The sequence below is a fragment of the Streptomyces neyagawaensis genome, from assembly GCF_023516595.1.
GTDB classification, from domain to species: Bacteria; Actinomycetota; Actinomycetes; order Streptomycetales; family Streptomycetaceae; genus Streptomyces; species Streptomyces neyagawaensis.
Genome location: NZ_JAMGBG010000046.1, coordinates 81,644 through 98,792, shown reverse-complemented (window position 1 = coordinate 98,792; position 17,149 = coordinate 81,644). Strand labels below are relative to the sequence as shown.

The following is a 17,149-nucleotide window of genomic DNA, read 5'->3' as shown; positions in this document are numbered from 1 at the left end:
TCCCGCAGTCGGGGAACGGTCGGAAGGCAACCCTTGCGTGCCCTCGGTGGTCAGACGGTCAGATGTGAACCATCGGCATCCTCTGATCCAACTCCAGGAGAATCCGTGCCTCTTCGCACCAGCCGTCGTACGAGTCCCGGCACCGCACGTCGTGCGCGCAGCCGTGCGGTCGCGGGCTGCGCGGCCGTCGCCGTCGCGCTGGCCGCTCCGCTCGTCACGGCCGGCCCGGCCGCCGCGGTCCCGAAGGCGCCGGTCGTCGACTTCAACGGCGACGGTTTCGCCGACCTGGCGAGCGCCGCGCCCGAGGCCACCGTCTCCGGTGTGCGGTTCGCGGGCTATGTCGCCGTCGTGTACGGGTCCTCGGCCGGCGCCGACACCGCGCACCCGCTGATCGTCTCGCAGGCCCTGCCGTGGGTGCCCGGCGAGCCCTCGCCGCACCATTTCGGCCAGTCCACGGCCGCCCGCGACCTCGACGGGGACGGCTACACCGACCTCGTCGTCGGCGCCTACCGGGGCGCCGCCGTCCTGTGGGGCTCCGCGAGCGGTCTGTCCTCCGCCACCGCTCTCGACGGCTCCGTCAGCCATCTGACCGGCGGTGACTTCAACGGCGACGGCAAGGCCGACCTCGCCCTCGGCAACAACGGCCTGATACAGGTCCGTCTGGGACCGTTCACCCGTGACGGGGCCCCGGCGGGCACGAACGTCTTCCCCGAGAACGAGAAGAAGGAGACCTGGGACGTCATCGCCGGCGACATGAACGGTGACGGCAAGGACGACCTCGTCACCACCCACGGCTTCGAGGAGCGGTCGTACGACACCCTGTGGTGGCCGGGCACCGCGACCGGCATCGACACCGCGCACTCCCGGTCCACCGGGTCCGCCTCCGTCGGCGGTCTCGTCGCCGACGTGAACGGGGACGGCTACGGCGACTACGTGGGGCGGCGCGTCGACGCCGTCTCCGAGACGCGGATGTACGAGGCGGGCAACGTCCGGGTCGTGTACGGCGGCCCCGACGGACCGAGCACCCGGACCACGAGCATCACGCAGAACACGGCGGGCGTGCCCGGCGTCTCCGAGGCCGGGTACCGCAACAGTGACGACAGCGACTACGGCGACCAGTTCGGCGCCGCCCTCGCCGCCGGGGACGTGACGGGCGACGGCTACCCGGACATCGCGGTCGGCGTGCCCGGGGAGGACATCGGGTCCGTCCGCGACGCCGGCTCGGTGGTCCTGCTGAAGGGCGGCCCCTCGGGGCTCACCGGCACCGGCGCCCAGGCCTTCGACCAGTCCGTCACCGGGGTACCCGGGGTCTCCGAGGCCGGTGACCAGTTCGGCGGGGCCGTCGCCCTGCTCGACGTCAACGCCAACGACCGCGCCGACCTCGCCGTCGCCGCGCCCACGGAGGACGGCACCTACAAGGACTCCGGCGCGGTGTGGCTGTTCCGCGGCTCCAAGGCAGGCCTGACCACGAACAACATCACGTCGTTCGGGCCCTCCACCCTGAAGGCCCCGGAGAAGGGCGCGCTCCTCGGCAGCGAGTTCGCCAAGTAGGCCTTGCCCCGTCCCGCCCCACTCCCGTACGGCCGGGGGTGGGGCGCACTTTCCGGCCAGTCGGCGGCCACTGATTCCGGCCCAACGCGCCGAAAATCACCTGGGGTCGGTCGGATCACGCGGGACATAGTTGATCCATGTCCGCTGATCTGAGACCTCGTTCGTCCCTTCTTCCCCTCGCCTCGACGCTCCTCGTCGGCACCGTCGCCCTCTACATGGCGCTCGTCGCCTTCAGCAACATCACCGACTTCGGCACCAACCAGCAGTTCGTACGGCATGTTCTCGCCATGGACACCACGTTCAAGGACGAGGACCTCATGTGGCGGGCGATCACGTCGAAGGGCCTTCAGGACGCGGCGTACGTCGCCATCATCGTCTGGGAGACGGTCGCGGCGCTGCTCCTCGTGGCGGCCACGTACTTCTGGGCCGCCGCCCTGCGTTCCCGCGCCTTCCACACCGCCCGCCGCTACAGCACCCTCGGTCTGCTCATGGTCCTGCTTCTCTTCGGCGCAGGCTTCATGGCGATAGGCGGCGAGTGGTTCGTGATGTGGCAGTCCAAGAGCTGGAACGGCCTCGACGCGGCCCTGCGCGTGTTCCTGCTGAGCGGTGTGGTCCTGCTGGTCACCTGCCTCCCCCACGACGAACCGGCGAAGGGCTAGGCCCCGGGACGCACGTCACCCCCGCCGCCGTACGGACCGTACGGACCGGCGGGGGTCACGGCTGTCAGGGCGCCGTTCAGCAGAGGCAGGGCTCGCGTTACTCGCAGTACTCGCAGTACTCGCAGTAAAGGTTGTCAGTCCACCACGGGCAGTAGCTCCGGCAGGTGGCCGTCGGAGGCGGTGGCCGCGCGCCGGCGTTCCTCCGGTACGGGGCCGTACAGGGTGGTGCGCGGCCGTGCCGGGCGGCCGGCGGTTTCGGCGACGGCGACGAGGTCCTTCACGGACTTGTACGAGCCGTACGAGGAGCCCGCCATGCGGGAGATCGTCTCCTCCATGAGGGTGCCGCCGAGGTCGTTGGCGCCGGAGCGGAGCATCTCGGCGGCGCCCTCGGTGCCGAGCTTCACCCAGCTGGTCTGGATGTTGGGGATCCACGGGTGGAGGAGGAGGCGGGCCATGGCGGTGACCGCACGGTTGTCGCGCATGGTCGGGCCGGGGCGGGCGATGCCGGCGAGGTAGACCGGCGCGTTGGTGTGGATGAACGGCAGGGTCACGAACTCGGTGAAGCCGCCGGTGCGCTGCTGGATGCCGGCGAGGGTGCGCAAGTGGCCGAGCCAGTGCCGGGGCTGGTCGACGTGGCCGTACATCATCGTCGAGGTGGAGCGGATGCCCAGCTCGTGGGCGGTGGTCACCACCTCGATCCAGGTGGCCGTGGGCAGCTTGCCCTTGGTGAGGACCCAGCGGACCTCGTCGTCGAGGATCTCGGCGGCCGTGCCCGGGATGGAGTCCAGGCCGGCCTCCCTCGCGGCCGTCAGCCACTCCCGGATCGACATCCCGGTGCGGGTGGCGCCGTTGACGACCTCCATGGGCGAGAACGCGTGGACGTGCATCCCGGGCACGCGTTCCTTCACCGCCCGCGCGATGTCGAAGTACGCCGTGCCCGGCAGGTCGGGGTGGATGCCGCCCTGCATGCAGACCTCGACGGCGCCCACGTCCCATGCCTGCTGCGCCCGGTCGGCGACCTGCTCCAGCGACAGGGTGTACGCGTCGGCGTCGGTGCGGCGCTGCGCGAAGGCGCAGAACCGGCAGCCGGTGTAGCAGACGTTGGTGAAGTTGATGTTCCTCGTGACGATGTACGTGACGTCGTCGCCGACGGCCGACCTGCGGACGTCGTCCGCGATGCGGCACAGCGCGTCCAGGGCGGGGCCGTCCGCGTGCAGCAGGGCGAGGGCCTCGTCGTCGCTGAGCCGGGTCGGGTCGTCGGCGGCCGTACGCAGCGCGTCCCGTACGTCGGTGTCGATGCGCTCGGGTGCCATGCCGGGCGCGGCGGCCTCGCGCAGGGCGCCCCAGTCGCCGTAGACGGAGTCGAAGTCGTCGCGGCGGTCGCCGGTACGGCCCTCGGTGTCGATGGCGGTGTGCAGATCGGTGCGTCCGGCGGCGACGAAGACCTCCTCGGGCTCCTGCCAGGGGTGTCCCTCGACGACGGCGTCCGGGAGGGCGAGGCCGGTCTCCGGGTCGGCGAGCGCGCGGACGTGCGGGAGGAGCCGCGGGTCGAGCCAGGGCTCGCCGCGGGTCACGAACTCCGGGTACACGCAGAGCCGTTCCCGCAGCTCGAACCCGGCGGCGCGGGAGCGTTCGGTGAGCTCCTCGATCTGCGGCCAGGGGCGCTCGGGGTTCACATGGTCGATGGTGAGCGGGGACACCCCGCCCCAGTCGTCGATCCCGGCGGCGATGAGGCGCTCGTACTCGCTGTCGACGAGGTTCGGCGGGGCCTGGATGCAGCCCGAGGGGCCCATGATGAGCCGGGCCACGGCGACGGCGGCGACCAGCTCGTCGAGTTCCGCGTCCGGCATGCCGCGCATCGCGGTGTCGGGCTTGGCGCGGAAGTTCTGGATGATCAGTTCCTGGATGCCGTGGTAGGCGCGGGAGACCTTGCGGAGCGCGAAGAGGGACTCGGCGCGCTCCTCGTAGGTCTCGCCGATGCCGAGGAGGATGCCGGAGGTGAACGGCACGGACGACCGCCCGGCGTCCTCCAGCACCCGCAGCCGTACGGCGGGCTCCTTGTCGGGGGAGCCGTGGTGGGGGCCGCCCGGCTCGGACCACAGCCGGGTGGCGGTGGTCTCCAGCATCATGCCCATCGAGGGCGCGACCGGCTTGAGGCGCTGGAAGTCGGTCCAGCTCATGACGCCGGGGTTGAGGTGGGGCAGCAGCCCGGTCTCCTCCAGGATGCGGATGGAGATCGCGCGGACGTAGGCGATGGTGTCGTCGTAGCCGTGCGCGTCGAGCCACTCGCGCGCCTCCGGCCAGCGGTCCTCGGGCTTGTCGCCGAGGGTGATGAGGGCTTCCTTGCAGCCGAGGGCGGCGCCCTTGCGGGCCACGTCGAGGACCTCGTCGGGCGACATGAACATCCCGTGGCCGGCGCGGCGCAGCTTGCCGGGCACGGTGACGAAGGTGCAGTAGTGGCATTTGTCCCGGCAGAGCCGGGTGAGCGGGATGAACACGCTCTTGGAGTACGTGATGACGCCGGGCCGTCCGGCCTCCGCGAGGCCCGCGTCCCGCACGCGGGCGGCCGACGCGGCGAGGTCCTCCAGATCCGCGCCGCGCGCCTGGAGCAGCACGGCCGCCTCGGCCACGTCCAGCGCCACGCCGTCGCGGGCACGTTTCAGGGCGCGCCGCATGGAGTTCTGGGTGGGGCCGGTTCCCTGGCTGGCCTGGCTGGCGGAAGTCGTCATTGGTCGAGCATACGAGCGACGGGTGGGGTGACCTCGGGGCGGCTCGTGACTCGGGGGTGCGGGATCGCCGGCGACGGCGGGTGGGTGGGGCCGGTCACGCGGTTCTCCGCGCCCCTGAGGGGTCGGGCCTGCGGCCTGCCCTTCAGCTCATTACTGCCGGTAATTACCACCCGGTATTACCACTCGGTACTTACCGGTCGGCATCCCGACAGCCGGCCCTCTCTATCCGTGCGCTTCCCGGGGCGCCGTTAACGAGCGCCGAACCAGGTGCCAAGTAACCCGCCAGTAGCTTCCTGGGGGATTTTACTTTTCTGAACTGCTTGTCTGGTCGATGGGTGTGCTGCCGGTCCGGCGCCACGGTTTCTCGTACCTGCCGCCACATGTCCTGCCCTGGGCTCGGAAGAGCGTGGCGGCCGGCCCCGTCTGCTCGCTCGGTTCGGCCGGGTACTCCGCGTTCTGGATCTGCGCAACGAGCCGCGGAGTGGCGCAGGTGCAGGAGCGGCTGCCCCAGGCCCGGGTGGCCCCGGCCACGGCTGTCTCGACGCATTCGGTGCGGTTGCCGTCGATCGGCCGGTGCTTCTTCTTGATGTTCGACGCGTTCTCGAACCGACGTTGGTCGGCCTTGCTGGGGACGATCAGCAGGAGTCCGGCCAGCAGCAGGAACGCCTCCCCGCGTACGCGCCCGGGGTCGGGGTCGAAGACGGCGGCCGGGACGCCGTGCTCGTCGACGAGGGGGACACCGTCGGCATACCGGGGATCGCCGGTGCTGAAGCCCACGGTCGCGGTGACGCCGTGCTCGTCGGCGAGCAGCGCCAGGGCCTGGTCGACGCCGCGGCGGAAGACGCGGGCCACCTGCCAGAGCCTGCCGGGTGGTTGGGTGCGGGCGGCCTGTTCGGCGGCGGCGGCCTCGGCGAGGGCTCTGGCCCGGGTGACCTGGTTCCTGGCGCGGATCTCCTCGCGCTTCTTCTCCTTCACCCGTTGCAGCGCGGCCAGACGGGCTTCTGGGACGCGCCGCTGCTGCTCCTCTTCCTCCAGACGCGCGGTCTCGGCCGTGATGTACTGCGGCGCTGTCCACACCGTGGCGAGCGACCGCTGCGGGTACCGCAGCGGCGTACGCGGGGTGTGCGTGACGATCCGGTGGGCGAACGCCCAGGTGGCCGAGGAGGGCGAGCCGATCGGCCAAGGCGGGTGACTCGGTGGGCAGGCGTCGCCCCGGTCCGGTCAGACCGGATCCTTCTGTCCGCGGGCCGGCCGGCCTGTCGGGGTGTTCGGTCCGTCCGGTGTGGTGATGCGGAATGACAGGTGCGCACCGCGCGGTGTGTTCTGGACCGTGAGGGTGCCTCCGTGGGCGGTGGCGATGTCGCGGGCGATGGCCAGACCGAGTCCCGATCCGCCCGCGTCACGTGCCCGGGCCTCGTCCAGTCGGTGGAAGCGCTGGAACACCCGTTCGCGGGCGTCGGCCGGGATCCCGGGGCCGTCGTCGATGACGTCCAGCCCGTCGGCCGTGACCCGGATGGTGACCCGGGACGCGGCGTGACGGACCGCGTTGGCGACGAGGTTGGCGACCATGCGTTCCAGGTGCGAGCGGGAGCCGGTCACGACGATGTCGGACGCCAGCTCCAGCGCGATCTTCACGGGCGCCGGGCGTGCGGCGGCATCGGCCGCCACCTGAGCCAGATCGACTTCGGTGCCCATCAGTGGCTCGCCGCCGTCGAGTCGGGCGAGGAGCAACAGATCACCGGTCAGCTCCTTGATACGGGCCACGTCGGTCAGTGCTTCGGTGACGAGGCCGGGTGCCTGCGGCATCCCCAACTCGAGTCGGGCGCTCAACGTGGCGACCGGGTTGCGCAGTTCGTGGGCGGCGTCGGCGACGAACTGCTTGTGCCGGTCCACCGCGGACTCCAGCTGGCCCAGGGTGACGTTCATGGTGCGGGCCAGACGTGCCACCTCGTCGCGGGTCACGGGCTCGGGCACCCTGCGGTGGAGGTTCCTGGCGGTGATGTCGGCGAAGGTGGCCCTGATCGATTCCACGGGGGCCAGCACCCGGCCCATCAACTGCCATGTCATCACGGCCATCAGCACCACCAACCCCGGGACACCCACCAGGAGCAACTGCTCGAGCACGCCGAGGGCGTTCCGCACGGGGGCCAGCGAGACCCGAGCCTTCACCGTCACCGGGCCGTCGGCGGTGACCACCACCGTGCTGGCGGTCGCGTAGCCGTCGGCCAGGACCACCTTCTCCTTGCCCGGGCCGGCGCCGTTCCCGCTCTTTCCTGGCGTCGGCTCGGCGCTGCCGTCCTCACCGGGTGGTGGAGCCGCGACGACGGGCGGGTCCTCCTTGAGCGCCGCGGCACTGGCCCTGACCTTTCGGGCGGCCTCATCGGCGACACCGTCTCGCAGACTGTCGCGCAACGTGAGGATCAGCACCAGGGAGGCCGCCGTCAGCACCGTGGCGACCATGACGGACGCGGCCAGGGTCACCCGCGTCCGCACCGACAGCCGGTTCACGGAAGTTCCAGAAGATAACCGCTGCCTCGCACAGTGGTGAGGGTGCGGACCCCGAACGGCGCGTCGATCTTGCGGCGCAGGGCACTGATGTAGACCTCGACGATGTTGGGGTCGCCCTCGAAGGCGAAATCCCAGGCGTGCTGGAGCAGTTCCGCCTTGGTCACCACCTGGCCGGCCCGGCGGCACAGCACATGCAGCACCGCGAACTCCTTGGGAGTCAGCGCGATGTGTACGCCGCCGCGCCGGGCGCATGCCGCCGCCGGGTCCACGTGCAGATCCCCCACCTCGATGACGGCGGGCCGTTCCTGCGCCCCGCGGCGGACGAGCGCCCGCAGCCGCGCCAGAAGCACCGCGAAGGAGAACGGTTTGGCCAGGTAGTCGTCCGCACCGCTGTCCAGTGACTGGACCTCGTCGAGTTCACCGTCCATCGCGGTCAGCATCATGATCGGTGTCCAGTTGCCGGCTTCGCGCAGCTTTCGGCACACGGCGAAGCCGTTGAGGCCCGGCAGCATCACGTCCAGCACGATCGCGTCGTACCGGTGTTCACCGGCCATCCAGACGGCCTCGCTGCCGTCACCGACCACGTCCACGGCGAAACCCTTGTCCACCAGTCCGGACTTGATGACGTCGGCGAGTCGTTGTTCGTCCTCGACCAGAAGCAGGCGCATCCACCCAGTTTCCGCCATGCGACCTGAAGAAATCCTGAGGACGCTTCTCAGGAGGGTTTCAGGTGCGGCACGGAAGGCTTGCCGCCATGAACACGACCCAAAGCTTCCGTGTCAGGCGTCAGGCGGCGGCCGGTGCTCTCGCTGCCCTCGTGCTCGCCGGATGCGGGACCAGCATGGCCGCCACGGACCCGGACGGGAACAAGGCCTCGCCGAAGACCCTCTCCGGTATCTGCGCGGCCTCCACGCAGCGAAACGGCATCGTGCACTGTACGGAACTGTTCGCGGGCAAGAAGCCGATCCGGCTGCCCAGCGACCCGTCCCGCACACAGCGCTACGGAGCCATCAAGCGCGACGGATCGAAGTTCCACACCCGCAGCGGCGATCTGCCGCTCTCCGCCGCCGTCACCAAGCAGCTGGAGGCGGAAGCGGAAGCGCATCACGGTATTGGCGACAAGAACCGCGCCGCCTACGCGAACACGATCTACCTCGCGACGATCTCCAAAGGCACCGTCACCAGGATCAAACCGGTCGCGGACATCAAGGAGAACGCCGTCCTCCGTGCCGCCTTCGCCGGCCGGGCCATGGAGGGCACCATCAGTGTCCGCACCCGAAAGGGTGACTACGCCTCCGCCGCCACCCTCCCCGTCCGCATCGAATTCGCCAAGTCACCGGTCCGCGGGGAACTGCCCGGAAAGATCACCAACGCCACCAGGGCCGTCCGGAGCGCCAAGGGCCCCTGCTTCGCCCCGCTCAACCGCACCCAGGCAAATCCTCTCGTCGGACATTTCACCGCCGACATCGCCATCTACCGGCACCCCTCCATGCATTGGGCGTTCAGCGACGAACTCGTCCTCCATTGGGCAAGCGGCAGCAACATGGGCTACGCGTACTACCCGAGCATCGCGACCCTGCTCGGCGGGGATCCCCTCGGCCGGACCTGGCAGACGACTCTCCACGGAGTCCCGACACGCGGCCCGTCCGTCGACCTCCGCCTCGTCAGCGGCGGCGGCGGAACCTGCTGAAAGCCGCTCCGCTCTCCGGCGCCACGAGGGGCCACTCCTCCGATCGGCTCGGCGTCCTGGCCCGGGACTCCTAGCTCAGACCCCAGCCGCAAAGTAGCGGCGGATCACGCGCCCGCGGTCGCGGTGGTCTGCTCGTTGTGATCGCGCAGCATCCGCATGACGGTGGCCGGCGAGGGGTGCTGGCCCCTCTTCTTGCCGGTGGTGATGACGAGCTTCGCGGCCATGTCCCGCAGGCTGAGGCCCTGCTCGCGCAGGTGGAGGGCCATGGCGAGCATGTCTGGGTCGGCGACGGTGGCGCCGCCGATGGTTTTGCCGCGTTTGCGGGCGGACTCGTGGCCTTCGAGGGTGCGGTCGCGGATGGGGGGATCGCCGAGGTAAGCCCAAAAGGGGCCATGGGATGATCTTGAAGCACGTCGGGACCCGGCAGCTGGCAGCCGTACGGAGAAACCCCCCACAAGTGAGCAGCAAACCCTGGATGTTCAGGGCGGCGGCGACCGGCGTGGTCCTCGCCACCACCGCGGCGACGTTCACCGTCGTCACCCCGCAGACCGCCGCGGCCCACACACCCCCCGCGGCAACGGACCACAGCCACCCGGCCGACGCGCACGCCGCGTACGCCGGGCACGAGCACGACTTCGAAAGCCCGCTGAGCAGGACGCAGGCCGCCCAGCGAGGAGGCCCTCAAGCAGCTCATATCCGGTGACGCCACGGTCGAGAACCGTGACGGCTCCAAGGTCGTCCAGCTCAAGAGGACGGCTCGACGGTCACGGTCCGGGTGAACCGGCGGGCAAGTGACCGAGGGCGGCGCCTGATCGCGCGGTTCTCCCGCGCCGCCGAGAAGCACGGGGCGCAGCCCCGGCCGCTTCTCGGGGGCGCGGGAACTGCGCGACCAACCACGACGGACCCGCACCCGCCGCCCCACCCGAACCCGGCAGACGAGCCCGCCCCGCCTACCCCACGAACTCCCCGTACTGATCCAGCAGAGCCAGTACCTCCGCCTCCCCCGCCGGAGGCAACTGCACCACCGCCTCCTCGATGCCCAGCTCCGCGTAGTACGCCAGCTTCCCCGCGCTCGGCTGGACCGCGTACGGCACGACCTGCAGCGCCGCCGGGTCCCGTCCCGCGTCGGCCCACGCCTCCCGCAGGACCGGCAGCGCCTCGCTCAGCCCCCGCCCGCCGATCGGCAGCCATCCGTCCGCGTACTCGGCGATGTGCGCGAACAGCTTCGGCCCGGCGGCGCCGCCGATGAGCGTGCGCGGCCCCACCACCGGGCCCCGCGGCTTCTGCACCGGCTTCGGATGCGCGAGGCTCGCCCGGACGCTCCCGAACTGCCCCTCGTACGCCGTTGGTTCCTCCGACCACAGCGCCCGCATCAGCGCCATGCGGTCGCGGACGAGGTCGCGCCGGGTGCGCCACTCGACGCCGTGGTCGGCGGCCTCCTCCACGTTCCAGCCGTAGCCGAGCCCGAGGGTGAGGCGGCCGCCGGAGAGGTGGTCGACGGTCGCGATCTGCTTCGCGAGGTCGATCGGGTCGTGCTGGGCGACGAGCGTGATGCCGGTGCCGAGCCCGAGCCGCTCGGTGACGGCGGCGGCCTGGCCGAGCGTGACGAACGGGTCCAGCGTGCGGCCGTACTCGCGCGGCAGGTCACCGCCCGCCGGGTACGGCGTGGTCCGCTCGACGGGGATGTGGGTGTGCTCGGGGAGGTAGAGCCCCGCGAAACCGCGTTGCTCCAGCTCACGGGCGAGCCTGGTCGGAGTGATCGTCTCGTCGGTGAGGAAGATCGTCACGGCGATGCGCATGGGTCATCTCTACCGGTGCGCGCCCCGCTTGTCCATACCGACTGGTCGGCATAAAGATCAGGTCGTCGGACGCGCTCGCACAGGGCCGTAGGAGGACGCCCGACGCGCGGCGCGACCGTCGTGACTCGGCCAACTCGAAAGCCGCCGATCCCCCTCCCTTGTCCCGGGGTTCACCACCGCATACGAAGGTGTCCCGCACCACCACCGCACCATCCACGCCACCTCACACACGACCACCCGGGGAGCAGCAGATGTGCGACGACCACCAGGGCGACGCGAGCGACAGGGACGGCGGCGGAAAGGGGCTCGGAAGGCGCGCGCTGTTCGTGACGTCGGCGGCGGCCGCGCTTACGTTGGGAAGCGTGACCTTCGGCAGCAGCGGCGCGGCCGCGGACAGCGACCAGGAGACCCGGACCATCCGGGGCACCCTCCCCACCGGCTCCCCCGACTTCGTGTATCTGCCGGTCGAAGTACCGCCCGGGGTCCGGGAGTTGAAGGTCGTGTACAGCTACGACCGGCCGACCGTCCCGGCGGGCACGGCCGGCAACGCGCTCGACATCGGCGTCTTCGACGAACGCGGCACCGACCTCGGCGGCAAGGGCTTCCGCGGCTGGTCGGGCGGTGCGCGCACCGAGTTCTTCATCCGCGCGGACGAGGCGACCCCCGGCTACATCCCGGGCCCGGTCCGCCCCGGCACCTGGCACATCGCGCTGGGCCCGTACACGGTGGCGCCGCAGGGGCTGCCGTACGAGATCACGATCACCTTGACGTACGGGCCCCCCGGCGAGCGCGTGAAGCCGGTCTACCCGCCGGAGCGGGCCAGGGGCCGGGGCCGGGCCTGGTACCGGGGCGACTGCCATCTGCACTCCTGGTACTCCGACGGCCGCCGCACGCCCGCCGAGATCGCGGCGCTGGCGCGGGCCGCCGGGCTCGACTTCATCAACAGCTCCGAGCACAACACGCAGTCCGCGCACGCCCATTGGGCCGAACACGCGGGTGACGACCTGCTGATCCTGCTGGGCGAGGAGGTCACCACGCGCAACGGTCACGTGGTCGCACTCGGCATGGACCCGGGCACGTTCGTCGACTGGCGCTACCGGGCCCGCGACAACCGCTTCGGCGCGTTCGCGCGGCAGATCCGCCGCGCCGGGGGCCTGGTCGTCCCGGCCCATCCGCACGCCACCTGCGTCGGCTGCAACTGGAAGTTCGGCTTCGGCGACGCGGACGTCGTGGAGGTGTGGAACGGCGGCTACTCGCCGGAGGACGAGGTCGCCCTCGCCGACTGGGACGGCATGCTCGTGGCGTCCGTGCGGGAGGGCCGTGGCTGGATCCCGGCGATGGGCAACAGCGACGCCCACCGCGACCCCGACCCGGTGGGCCGCCCCCAGACGGTCGTCCTCGCCGACGACCTGACCAGGGACGCCATCCAGGACGGGCTGCGGGCCGGACGGTCGTACGTCGCCGAGTCGAAGGACGTGGCGGTGGCGTTCACGGCGTCGGGCACGCGCGGCGAGCACGCCGGGATCGGCGAGCGGCTGAAGGTGGACCCCGACACACCGGTGACCGTCCGTCTGGAGGCGACGGGCTCGCCCGGTTGCCTCATCCGCTTCGTCACCGACCAGGGCGTCCTGTTCACCTCCCCTACGCTCCCGGACTCCGGCACCGGCTCGGCGGAGTGGCGGACGACCGCCTCGTACGCGGCGTACGTCCGCGCGGAGGTCCGTCACCCCCCGGTGGTCCCCGGCTTCCCGGGCCCGATGGCGGCGTTCACGAACCCGATCTTCCTCGGGCGGCGGTAGCGGCAGCAGGGAGGTAGGGGGAACCCTCGTACGAAACAGTCGTGTTGGGCCGTAGGTTTGGCTCGACACAACCCGTGCGTCCGCAGGTGTGACGCACCTGCTCGGTGGAGGAGAACGGCGCCCATGAGCGATCACGCGACCACGCCCGAACCCGCGGCGAAGGAGAAGGTCGACACTTCGGTGCCCGCCTCCGCCCGGATCTGGAACTACTGGCTGGGCGGCAAGGACAACTACCCGGTGGACGAGGCGGCGGGCGACGCGTACGCGGGCGCGTTCCCCGGCATCGTGACGATCGCCCGCAGCAGCCGGGCGTATCTGCGGCGCAGCATCCGGTACCTGGTGGAGGTGGAGGGCGTCCGGCAGTTCCTGGACGTCGGCACGGGGCTGCCCACCGCCGACAACACCCACCAGGTCGCCCAGCGCAGCGCCCCGGAGGCGCGGATCGTCTACGTCGACAACGACCCGATGGTCCTCGCCCACGCCCGTGCGCTGCTGTACTCCGCGCCCGAGGGGGCCACGGCGTACGTCGACGCCAGCCTCTACGACCCGGAGCGGATCCTGGAGGCGGCCGCGCGGACGCTGGACCTGTCGAAGCCCACCGCCCTGATCCTCAGCGGCATCCTGGGCCACGTCGGCGACTACGACCAGGCCCGCGACATCGTCCGCCGTCTCCTCGCCGGGCTCCCCTCCGGCAGCTTCCTCAACATCAACGACGGCTCCCGTGGCACCGACCCCGACTACGAGCGCGCGCAGGACGCCTACAACGAGACGGGCGCCGTCCCGTACTTCCTGCGCCCCGTCGACCAGATCGAGGGCTACTTCGAGGGCCTGGACCTGGTCGACCCCGGCGTCGTCTCGGTACCGCTGTGGCACCCGGACGAGGACGCGGACACCCCGAAGCCGATCGGCCAGCACGGGGGGTTGGGCCGCAAGCCGTAGGCCGAGGGCCGTGCGGTCGGCGGGTGAACGGGCAGGCGGGCCGGGAGGTGCCGGCGGGCCCCGGGTCGGCTCAGGTGGCGGGTGTCTCCGCTCCCAGGTCGGCCACGACGGCCGCGTGGTCGGAGGGCCACACGCCGTCGACCGGGGCGTCGCCCGCCCGCCGCACGGCCCGTACGTGGCCGAGGCCGTCCCGGCCCGGCGGGGCGACGTGGATGTAGTCGACGCGGACGCTGGGTCCGAAGGTGGGGGCGACGTACGGGTTGGCCGTGTCCCAGGTGGCCGAGGGGGCGCCGGGGTCGGCGTACTCCCACACGTCGAAGAAGACCTGGCCCGGTACGGCGGGCGCGGTCCGGTAGCCACCGAACAGGCGGACCTCGTCGGAGTCGGGCCAGGCGTTGAAGTCCCCGGTGACGACGGGCGGGAACGGGCCCTCGCCCCGGTGCCGGGCGACGAACTCGACGAGCGAGGTGACCTGTCGGCAGCGCAGCGCCGAGGCGTCGGTGGCGGAGCTGAGGTGGGCGGTGAAGAACGGTACGGGCGCCGCCGGCGCGTCCAGCAGCGTGTACAGCGCGCCCCTGCCGCTGCCGTTCGCCCCGGTGGGCAGCCCGATGGCCGCCTGCTCCCGTACGGGCCACCTGCTCAGCACGGCGTTGCCGATCCCGACGCCCGGGTCCCCGATCCGCCGCTGCCACGCCTCGGGATCGCCGTACGAGCCCCACGCCCAGTGCAGGCCCAGCTCACCGGCGAGCCACTCGGCCAGGTTCTCGCCGCCCTGCTGCCACACCTCCTGCAACCCGACGACATCCGGGCGCAGTTCCCGCAGGACGGCGAGGATCGCCTTCTGCCGTTCCTGCCAGGGCCCGAACCGCCACCACAGGTTCCACGTCACGACCCGCACCGACCACCCACCGCCTCGCGCACTCCGCTGTCCCGTACCGGCTCCTTCCACCGCACAGGGAGAACCACGCCCATGTCCCGCGATCCCGGCCTGAAACAACGCGTCGTCACGGCCTTCCAGCGCCACGTCGCCAACCCGGTCCTGCGCCGCGTCCCGTTCCAGACGGTCCTGGAGACCACCGGCCGAGTCTCCGGCCTCCCCCGCCGCACGCCCATCGGCGGCCGCCGCACGGGCGACACGTTCTGGCTGGTCTCGGAGTACGGCGAGAAGTCCCAGTACGTCCGCAACATCAAGGCCGACCCGTCCGTACGGCTCCGCCACCACGGCCGCTGGCACCACGGCACGGCCCACCTCGTCCCGACCGACGACCCGCGGACCCGCCTGAGCACCCTCCCCAAACTGAACAGCACAGCGGTACGAGCCCTGGGCACGAACCTCCTGACGATCCGCATCGACCTCCACGACTGATCCGGAGCCCCGTCCCGAGCCACTCCGGCCTCGCCCCCGGTCGTCAACGAAGCCCGAAGCACACCCGCCGCTGCCACCGCACCCCGTCGTGCACCATGAGATCGACCGAGGTCACACGGCCACTGACAGGCAACTGCCGATGGAGATCGGCCTCGACCCCGTCCAGCACGGCGTCGTCCTGCCCCTGGGCGACGGTCAGATGTGGCACCACCTCCGCGAACCGCCCGCCGAACGGCGGTGCCTCGGGCCACCGTTCGGCGATCGCTTCCGTGAGCCGCCGGAAGGGCTCGTCCGATCGCGGGGCCAGATACAGGATTCCGGGGAACCGCCCGCAGTGGTCGAACCGCGTCTCGAAGGACGGGTGACGCCCGATCACCTCGGCGACGGCCGCACACGTACCGCTGTCGATACGCGCCTCGTCGAGGAACGGGAAGAGCACGGTGACATGCGCCGGGACGCCCGCACGAGCCGAGGGGTCCAGCCGGTCCCGCCACACCCGAACAGCCGCCTCCGCCTCGGGGACCCGCACGATGAGCCCCGTCTGCCCCGCCCGGAACTCGCCGGAATCGTCGTCTGCCATGTCACGTGGGTATCAGCGGATCCGGCGAGCGGCGATCGAATATCGCCGGCGCGGTGGAGGAGTCGAGGGCGGCCCGGACTGCGGAGAGGCCCCGGCCGTGCGGTGGGCGCAGGGTGCTCGGTGGGTGTCGGTCGGGGCAAGGGGGTGATGCCGAGGCAGGCGTGGTCCAGCCCCGCTACGGCCGAAAGGCGACGAACACGAACTCCCTCCCCGGGCGGTCCGGGGCGTCCCGTACCTCCGTCAGTGCGTAGCCCTCCGCTGTCAGGTCAGCCTCCACCTCCTCCCGTTCGCGGAACCTCAGCGTGGAGTCGGAGGTCAGCTCCTGGCCGTCCGCCCGGAAGACGTAGTGCCAGCGGAACGTCACCAGCGGACCGTCGACGGCGATGAGATCCACCCAGCTCTCGACCTCGCCGACCCCCGGCACGTTCGTCACCCCGTACGAGTCCGCCCGGTTCCATTTCTCCCACGCCCGCCCGGCCGGGTCGCGGGTCTCGAAGACGAACGTCCCGCCCGGCCGCAGCGCCTGGAACGCGCCCCGGAGCGTCCCCCGCCAGGCGTCGGCGTCGACGATCTCCTGGGCCGCGTTGGCCGTCATCGTGACGAGGTCGACCCGGAGCGGCGGCAGCGCGGTCGCGTCACCGTGGATCCAGCGGACCCGGTCACCGCCGGGCTTCGCCCGCGCCACCTCCAGCGAGGCGAGCGCCGGGTCGACAGCCACGACCTCCACGCCCCGCTCCGCAAGCAGCAACGCGAACACGCCCGTCCCGCAGCCGATGTCCAGCACCCGCCGTGCGCCCAGTTCCTCCACGAGCCGCAGATAGGCGTCCAGGTCACCGCGGTCCGGGTCGAGCGGGTCGTAGATCCTGGCCAGCCGCGGGTCGTTGAAGATCTCGTCAGCCATGCGCTCACAACTGCCCACGGCGCGAGTCGAATTCACGCGACACCACGTCCCGCCTTTGAAACCCTGGGCGGCCGGGCCGCTGCCCGCAGAGCCACCGGGGCTCCGATTCGCCGACCGCCGACCGCCGACCGCCGACCGCCGACCAAGGAAGACCTCGCCATGTCTCAGCGCGTCACGTCCGTCTCCGTCACAGAGTTCGTCGTCTCCGGGCCCGAGACGGGCCCTATGGGACCACCGCCGGGCGGACGGCGCGCTGTGGTTCACCCTGGTGCACGCGGGGCGGATCGGTCGGCTGACGCCCGGCGGGGAGAGCACCTCGTACCCGCTCGATCCCGCCTCGGGCGGCCCCTCCCTGATCACGCCGGGCCCGGAGGGCGAGAGACGCCGCGCCGAGGGCTGGGAGCACCTCGACGGCCGTATCGAGTCACGGGGGCGGGCCTGCGCGCAGGTCCACTTCTGACAAGGCCGGGCCGCGGCCCGGCTCCCCGGCCCCGCCCCGCCAACCTCAGATCAACCTCTGAACCCGCGCCCGAGCCTGGTCCCCTCCCTCCCTCCGGTGTCACGATCACGATCTCGTCCGCCGTACGCGCCACGGGCCACGCACTGCGCACCGCGCGCGCTGCGCACC

At 71.6% G+C, this 17,149-nt stretch carries 17 protein-coding genes; 8 read left to right on the top strand and 9 right to left on the bottom strand.

What is annotated here, in order from left to right:
* The first annotated feature begins 105 nt into the window (after nt 1-105).
* Both M8J73_RS20745 and M8J73_RS20740 read left to right on the top strand, forming a co-directional pair.
* On the top strand, nt 106-1,551 hold the full coding sequence (locus tag M8J73_RS20745; RefSeq protein ID WP_249828925.1) for an FG-GAP-like repeat-containing protein: 1,446 nt from the start codon (nt 106-108) through the stop codon (nt 1,549-1,551).
* Nucleotides 1,552-1,688: 137 nt separating this feature from the next.
* On the top strand, nt 1,689-2,210 hold the full coding sequence (locus M8J73_RS20740; protein ID WP_055540901.1) for a DUF2165 domain-containing protein: 522 nt from the start codon (nt 1,689-1,691) through the stop codon (nt 2,208-2,210).
* A 134-nt stretch (nt 2,211-2,344) separates the two neighbouring features.
* Here M8J73_RS20740 and M8J73_RS20735 read toward each other — a convergent pair whose 3' ends face one another.
* From M8J73_RS20735 to M8J73_RS20720, 4 genes are all read right to left on the bottom strand, one after another.
* Nucleotides 2,345-4,939, bottom strand: coding sequence for a bifunctional FO biosynthesis protein CofGH (locus tag M8J73_RS20735; RefSeq protein WP_055540902.1), 2,595 nt, complete (start codon nt 4,937-4,939; stop codon nt 2,345-2,347).
* Between the two features lie 303 nt (nt 4,940-5,242).
* Nucleotides 5,243-6,016 carry a hypothetical protein gene (locus M8J73_RS20730; RefSeq protein WP_055540903.1) on the bottom strand — a complete coding sequence of 258 codons (774 nt, stop codon included), beginning with the start codon at nt 6,014-6,016 and terminating at the stop codon, nt 5,243-5,245.
* Nucleotides 6,017-6,160: 144 nt separating this feature from the next.
* Nucleotides 6,161-7,447 carry a sensor histidine kinase gene (locus M8J73_RS20725; protein WP_055540904.1) on the bottom strand — a complete coding sequence of 429 codons (1,287 nt, stop codon included), beginning with the start codon at nt 7,445-7,447 and terminating at the stop codon, nt 6,161-6,163.
* Nucleotides 7,444-8,115, bottom strand: coding sequence for a response regulator transcription factor (locus M8J73_RS20720; RefSeq protein ID WP_055540905.1), 672 nt, complete (start codon nt 8,113-8,115; stop codon nt 7,444-7,446). Before M8J73_RS20720 ends, M8J73_RS20725 begins: the two co-directional genes overlap by 4 nt.
* A gap of 86 nt (nt 8,116-8,201) precedes the next feature.
* Here M8J73_RS20720 and M8J73_RS20715 point away from each other — a divergent pair, with 86 nt between their 5' ends.
* Complete coding sequence (locus tag M8J73_RS20715; RefSeq protein ID WP_055540906.1) at nt 8,202-9,137, top strand: hypothetical protein; 936 nt, start codon at nt 8,202-8,204, stop codon at nt 9,135-9,137.
* Nucleotides 9,138-9,241: 104 nt separating this feature from the next.
* Here M8J73_RS20715 and M8J73_RS20710 read toward each other — a convergent pair whose 3' ends face one another.
* Nucleotides 9,242-9,412, bottom strand: a complete 171-nt coding sequence (locus M8J73_RS20710) for a hypothetical protein (protein WP_240501570.1) — start codon at nt 9,410-9,412, stop codon at nt 9,242-9,244.
* Nucleotides 9,413-9,594: 182 nt separating this feature from the next.
* Between M8J73_RS20710 and M8J73_RS20705 the strand changes: the two genes are divergently transcribed.
* On the top strand, nt 9,595-9,840 hold the full coding sequence (locus M8J73_RS20705; protein WP_079055063.1) for a hypothetical protein: 246 nt from the start codon (nt 9,595-9,597) through the stop codon (nt 9,838-9,840).
* 247 nt (nt 9,841-10,087) lie between these two features.
* Here the strand turns inward: M8J73_RS20705 and M8J73_RS20700 are convergent, their stop codons facing one another.
* Complete coding sequence (locus M8J73_RS20700; RefSeq protein WP_055540908.1) at nt 10,088-10,936, bottom strand: LLM class F420-dependent oxidoreductase; 849 nt, start codon at nt 10,934-10,936, stop codon at nt 10,088-10,090.
* Between the two features lie 251 nt (nt 10,937-11,187).
* Between M8J73_RS20700 and M8J73_RS20695 the strand changes: the two genes are divergently transcribed.
* Complete coding sequence (locus tag M8J73_RS20695; RefSeq protein WP_055540909.1) at nt 11,188-12,735, top strand: CehA/McbA family metallohydrolase; 1,548 nt, start codon at nt 11,188-11,190, stop codon at nt 12,733-12,735.
* A gap of 123 nt (nt 12,736-12,858) precedes the next feature.
* Complete coding sequence (locus M8J73_RS20690) at nt 12,859-13,674, top strand: SAM-dependent methyltransferase (protein ID WP_055540910.1); 816 nt, start codon at nt 12,859-12,861, stop codon at nt 13,672-13,674.
* A gap of 70 nt (nt 13,675-13,744) precedes the next feature.
* Here M8J73_RS20690 and M8J73_RS20685 read toward each other — a convergent pair whose 3' ends face one another.
* Nucleotides 13,745-14,572, bottom strand: coding sequence for an endonuclease/exonuclease/phosphatase family protein (locus tag M8J73_RS20685; RefSeq protein ID WP_055540911.1), 828 nt, complete (start codon nt 14,570-14,572; stop codon nt 13,745-13,747).
* A gap of 72 nt (nt 14,573-14,644) precedes the next feature.
* Between M8J73_RS20685 and M8J73_RS20680 the strand changes: the two genes are divergently transcribed.
* Nucleotides 14,645-15,040 carry a nitroreductase/quinone reductase family protein gene (locus M8J73_RS20680; RefSeq protein WP_055540912.1) on the top strand — a complete coding sequence of 132 codons (396 nt, stop codon included), beginning with the start codon at nt 14,645-14,647 and terminating at the stop codon, nt 15,038-15,040.
* Nucleotides 15,041-15,083: 43 nt separating this feature from the next.
* Here M8J73_RS20680 and M8J73_RS20675 read toward each other — a convergent pair whose 3' ends face one another.
* Both M8J73_RS20675 and M8J73_RS20670 read right to left on the bottom strand, forming a co-directional pair.
* Nucleotides 15,084-15,620, bottom strand: coding sequence for a 2'-5' RNA ligase family protein (locus tag M8J73_RS20675; protein ID WP_055540913.1), 537 nt, complete (start codon nt 15,618-15,620; stop codon nt 15,084-15,086).
* Between the two features lie 175 nt (nt 15,621-15,795).
* The gene (locus M8J73_RS20670) at nt 15,796-16,521 is read right to left on the bottom strand and encodes a class I SAM-dependent methyltransferase (RefSeq protein ID WP_055540914.1); all 726 of its coding nucleotides are present in this window, start codon (nt 16,519-16,521) and stop codon (nt 15,796-15,798) included.
* Nucleotides 16,522-16,789: 268 nt separating this feature from the next.
* Here M8J73_RS20670 and M8J73_RS45270 point away from each other — a divergent pair, with 268 nt between their 5' ends.
* A complete protein-coding gene (locus M8J73_RS45270; RefSeq protein ID WP_308408356.1) occupies nt 16,790-16,981 on the top strand; it encodes a hypothetical protein in 192 nt (63 codons plus the stop codon).
* Nucleotides 16,982-17,149: the final 168 nt, after the last annotated feature.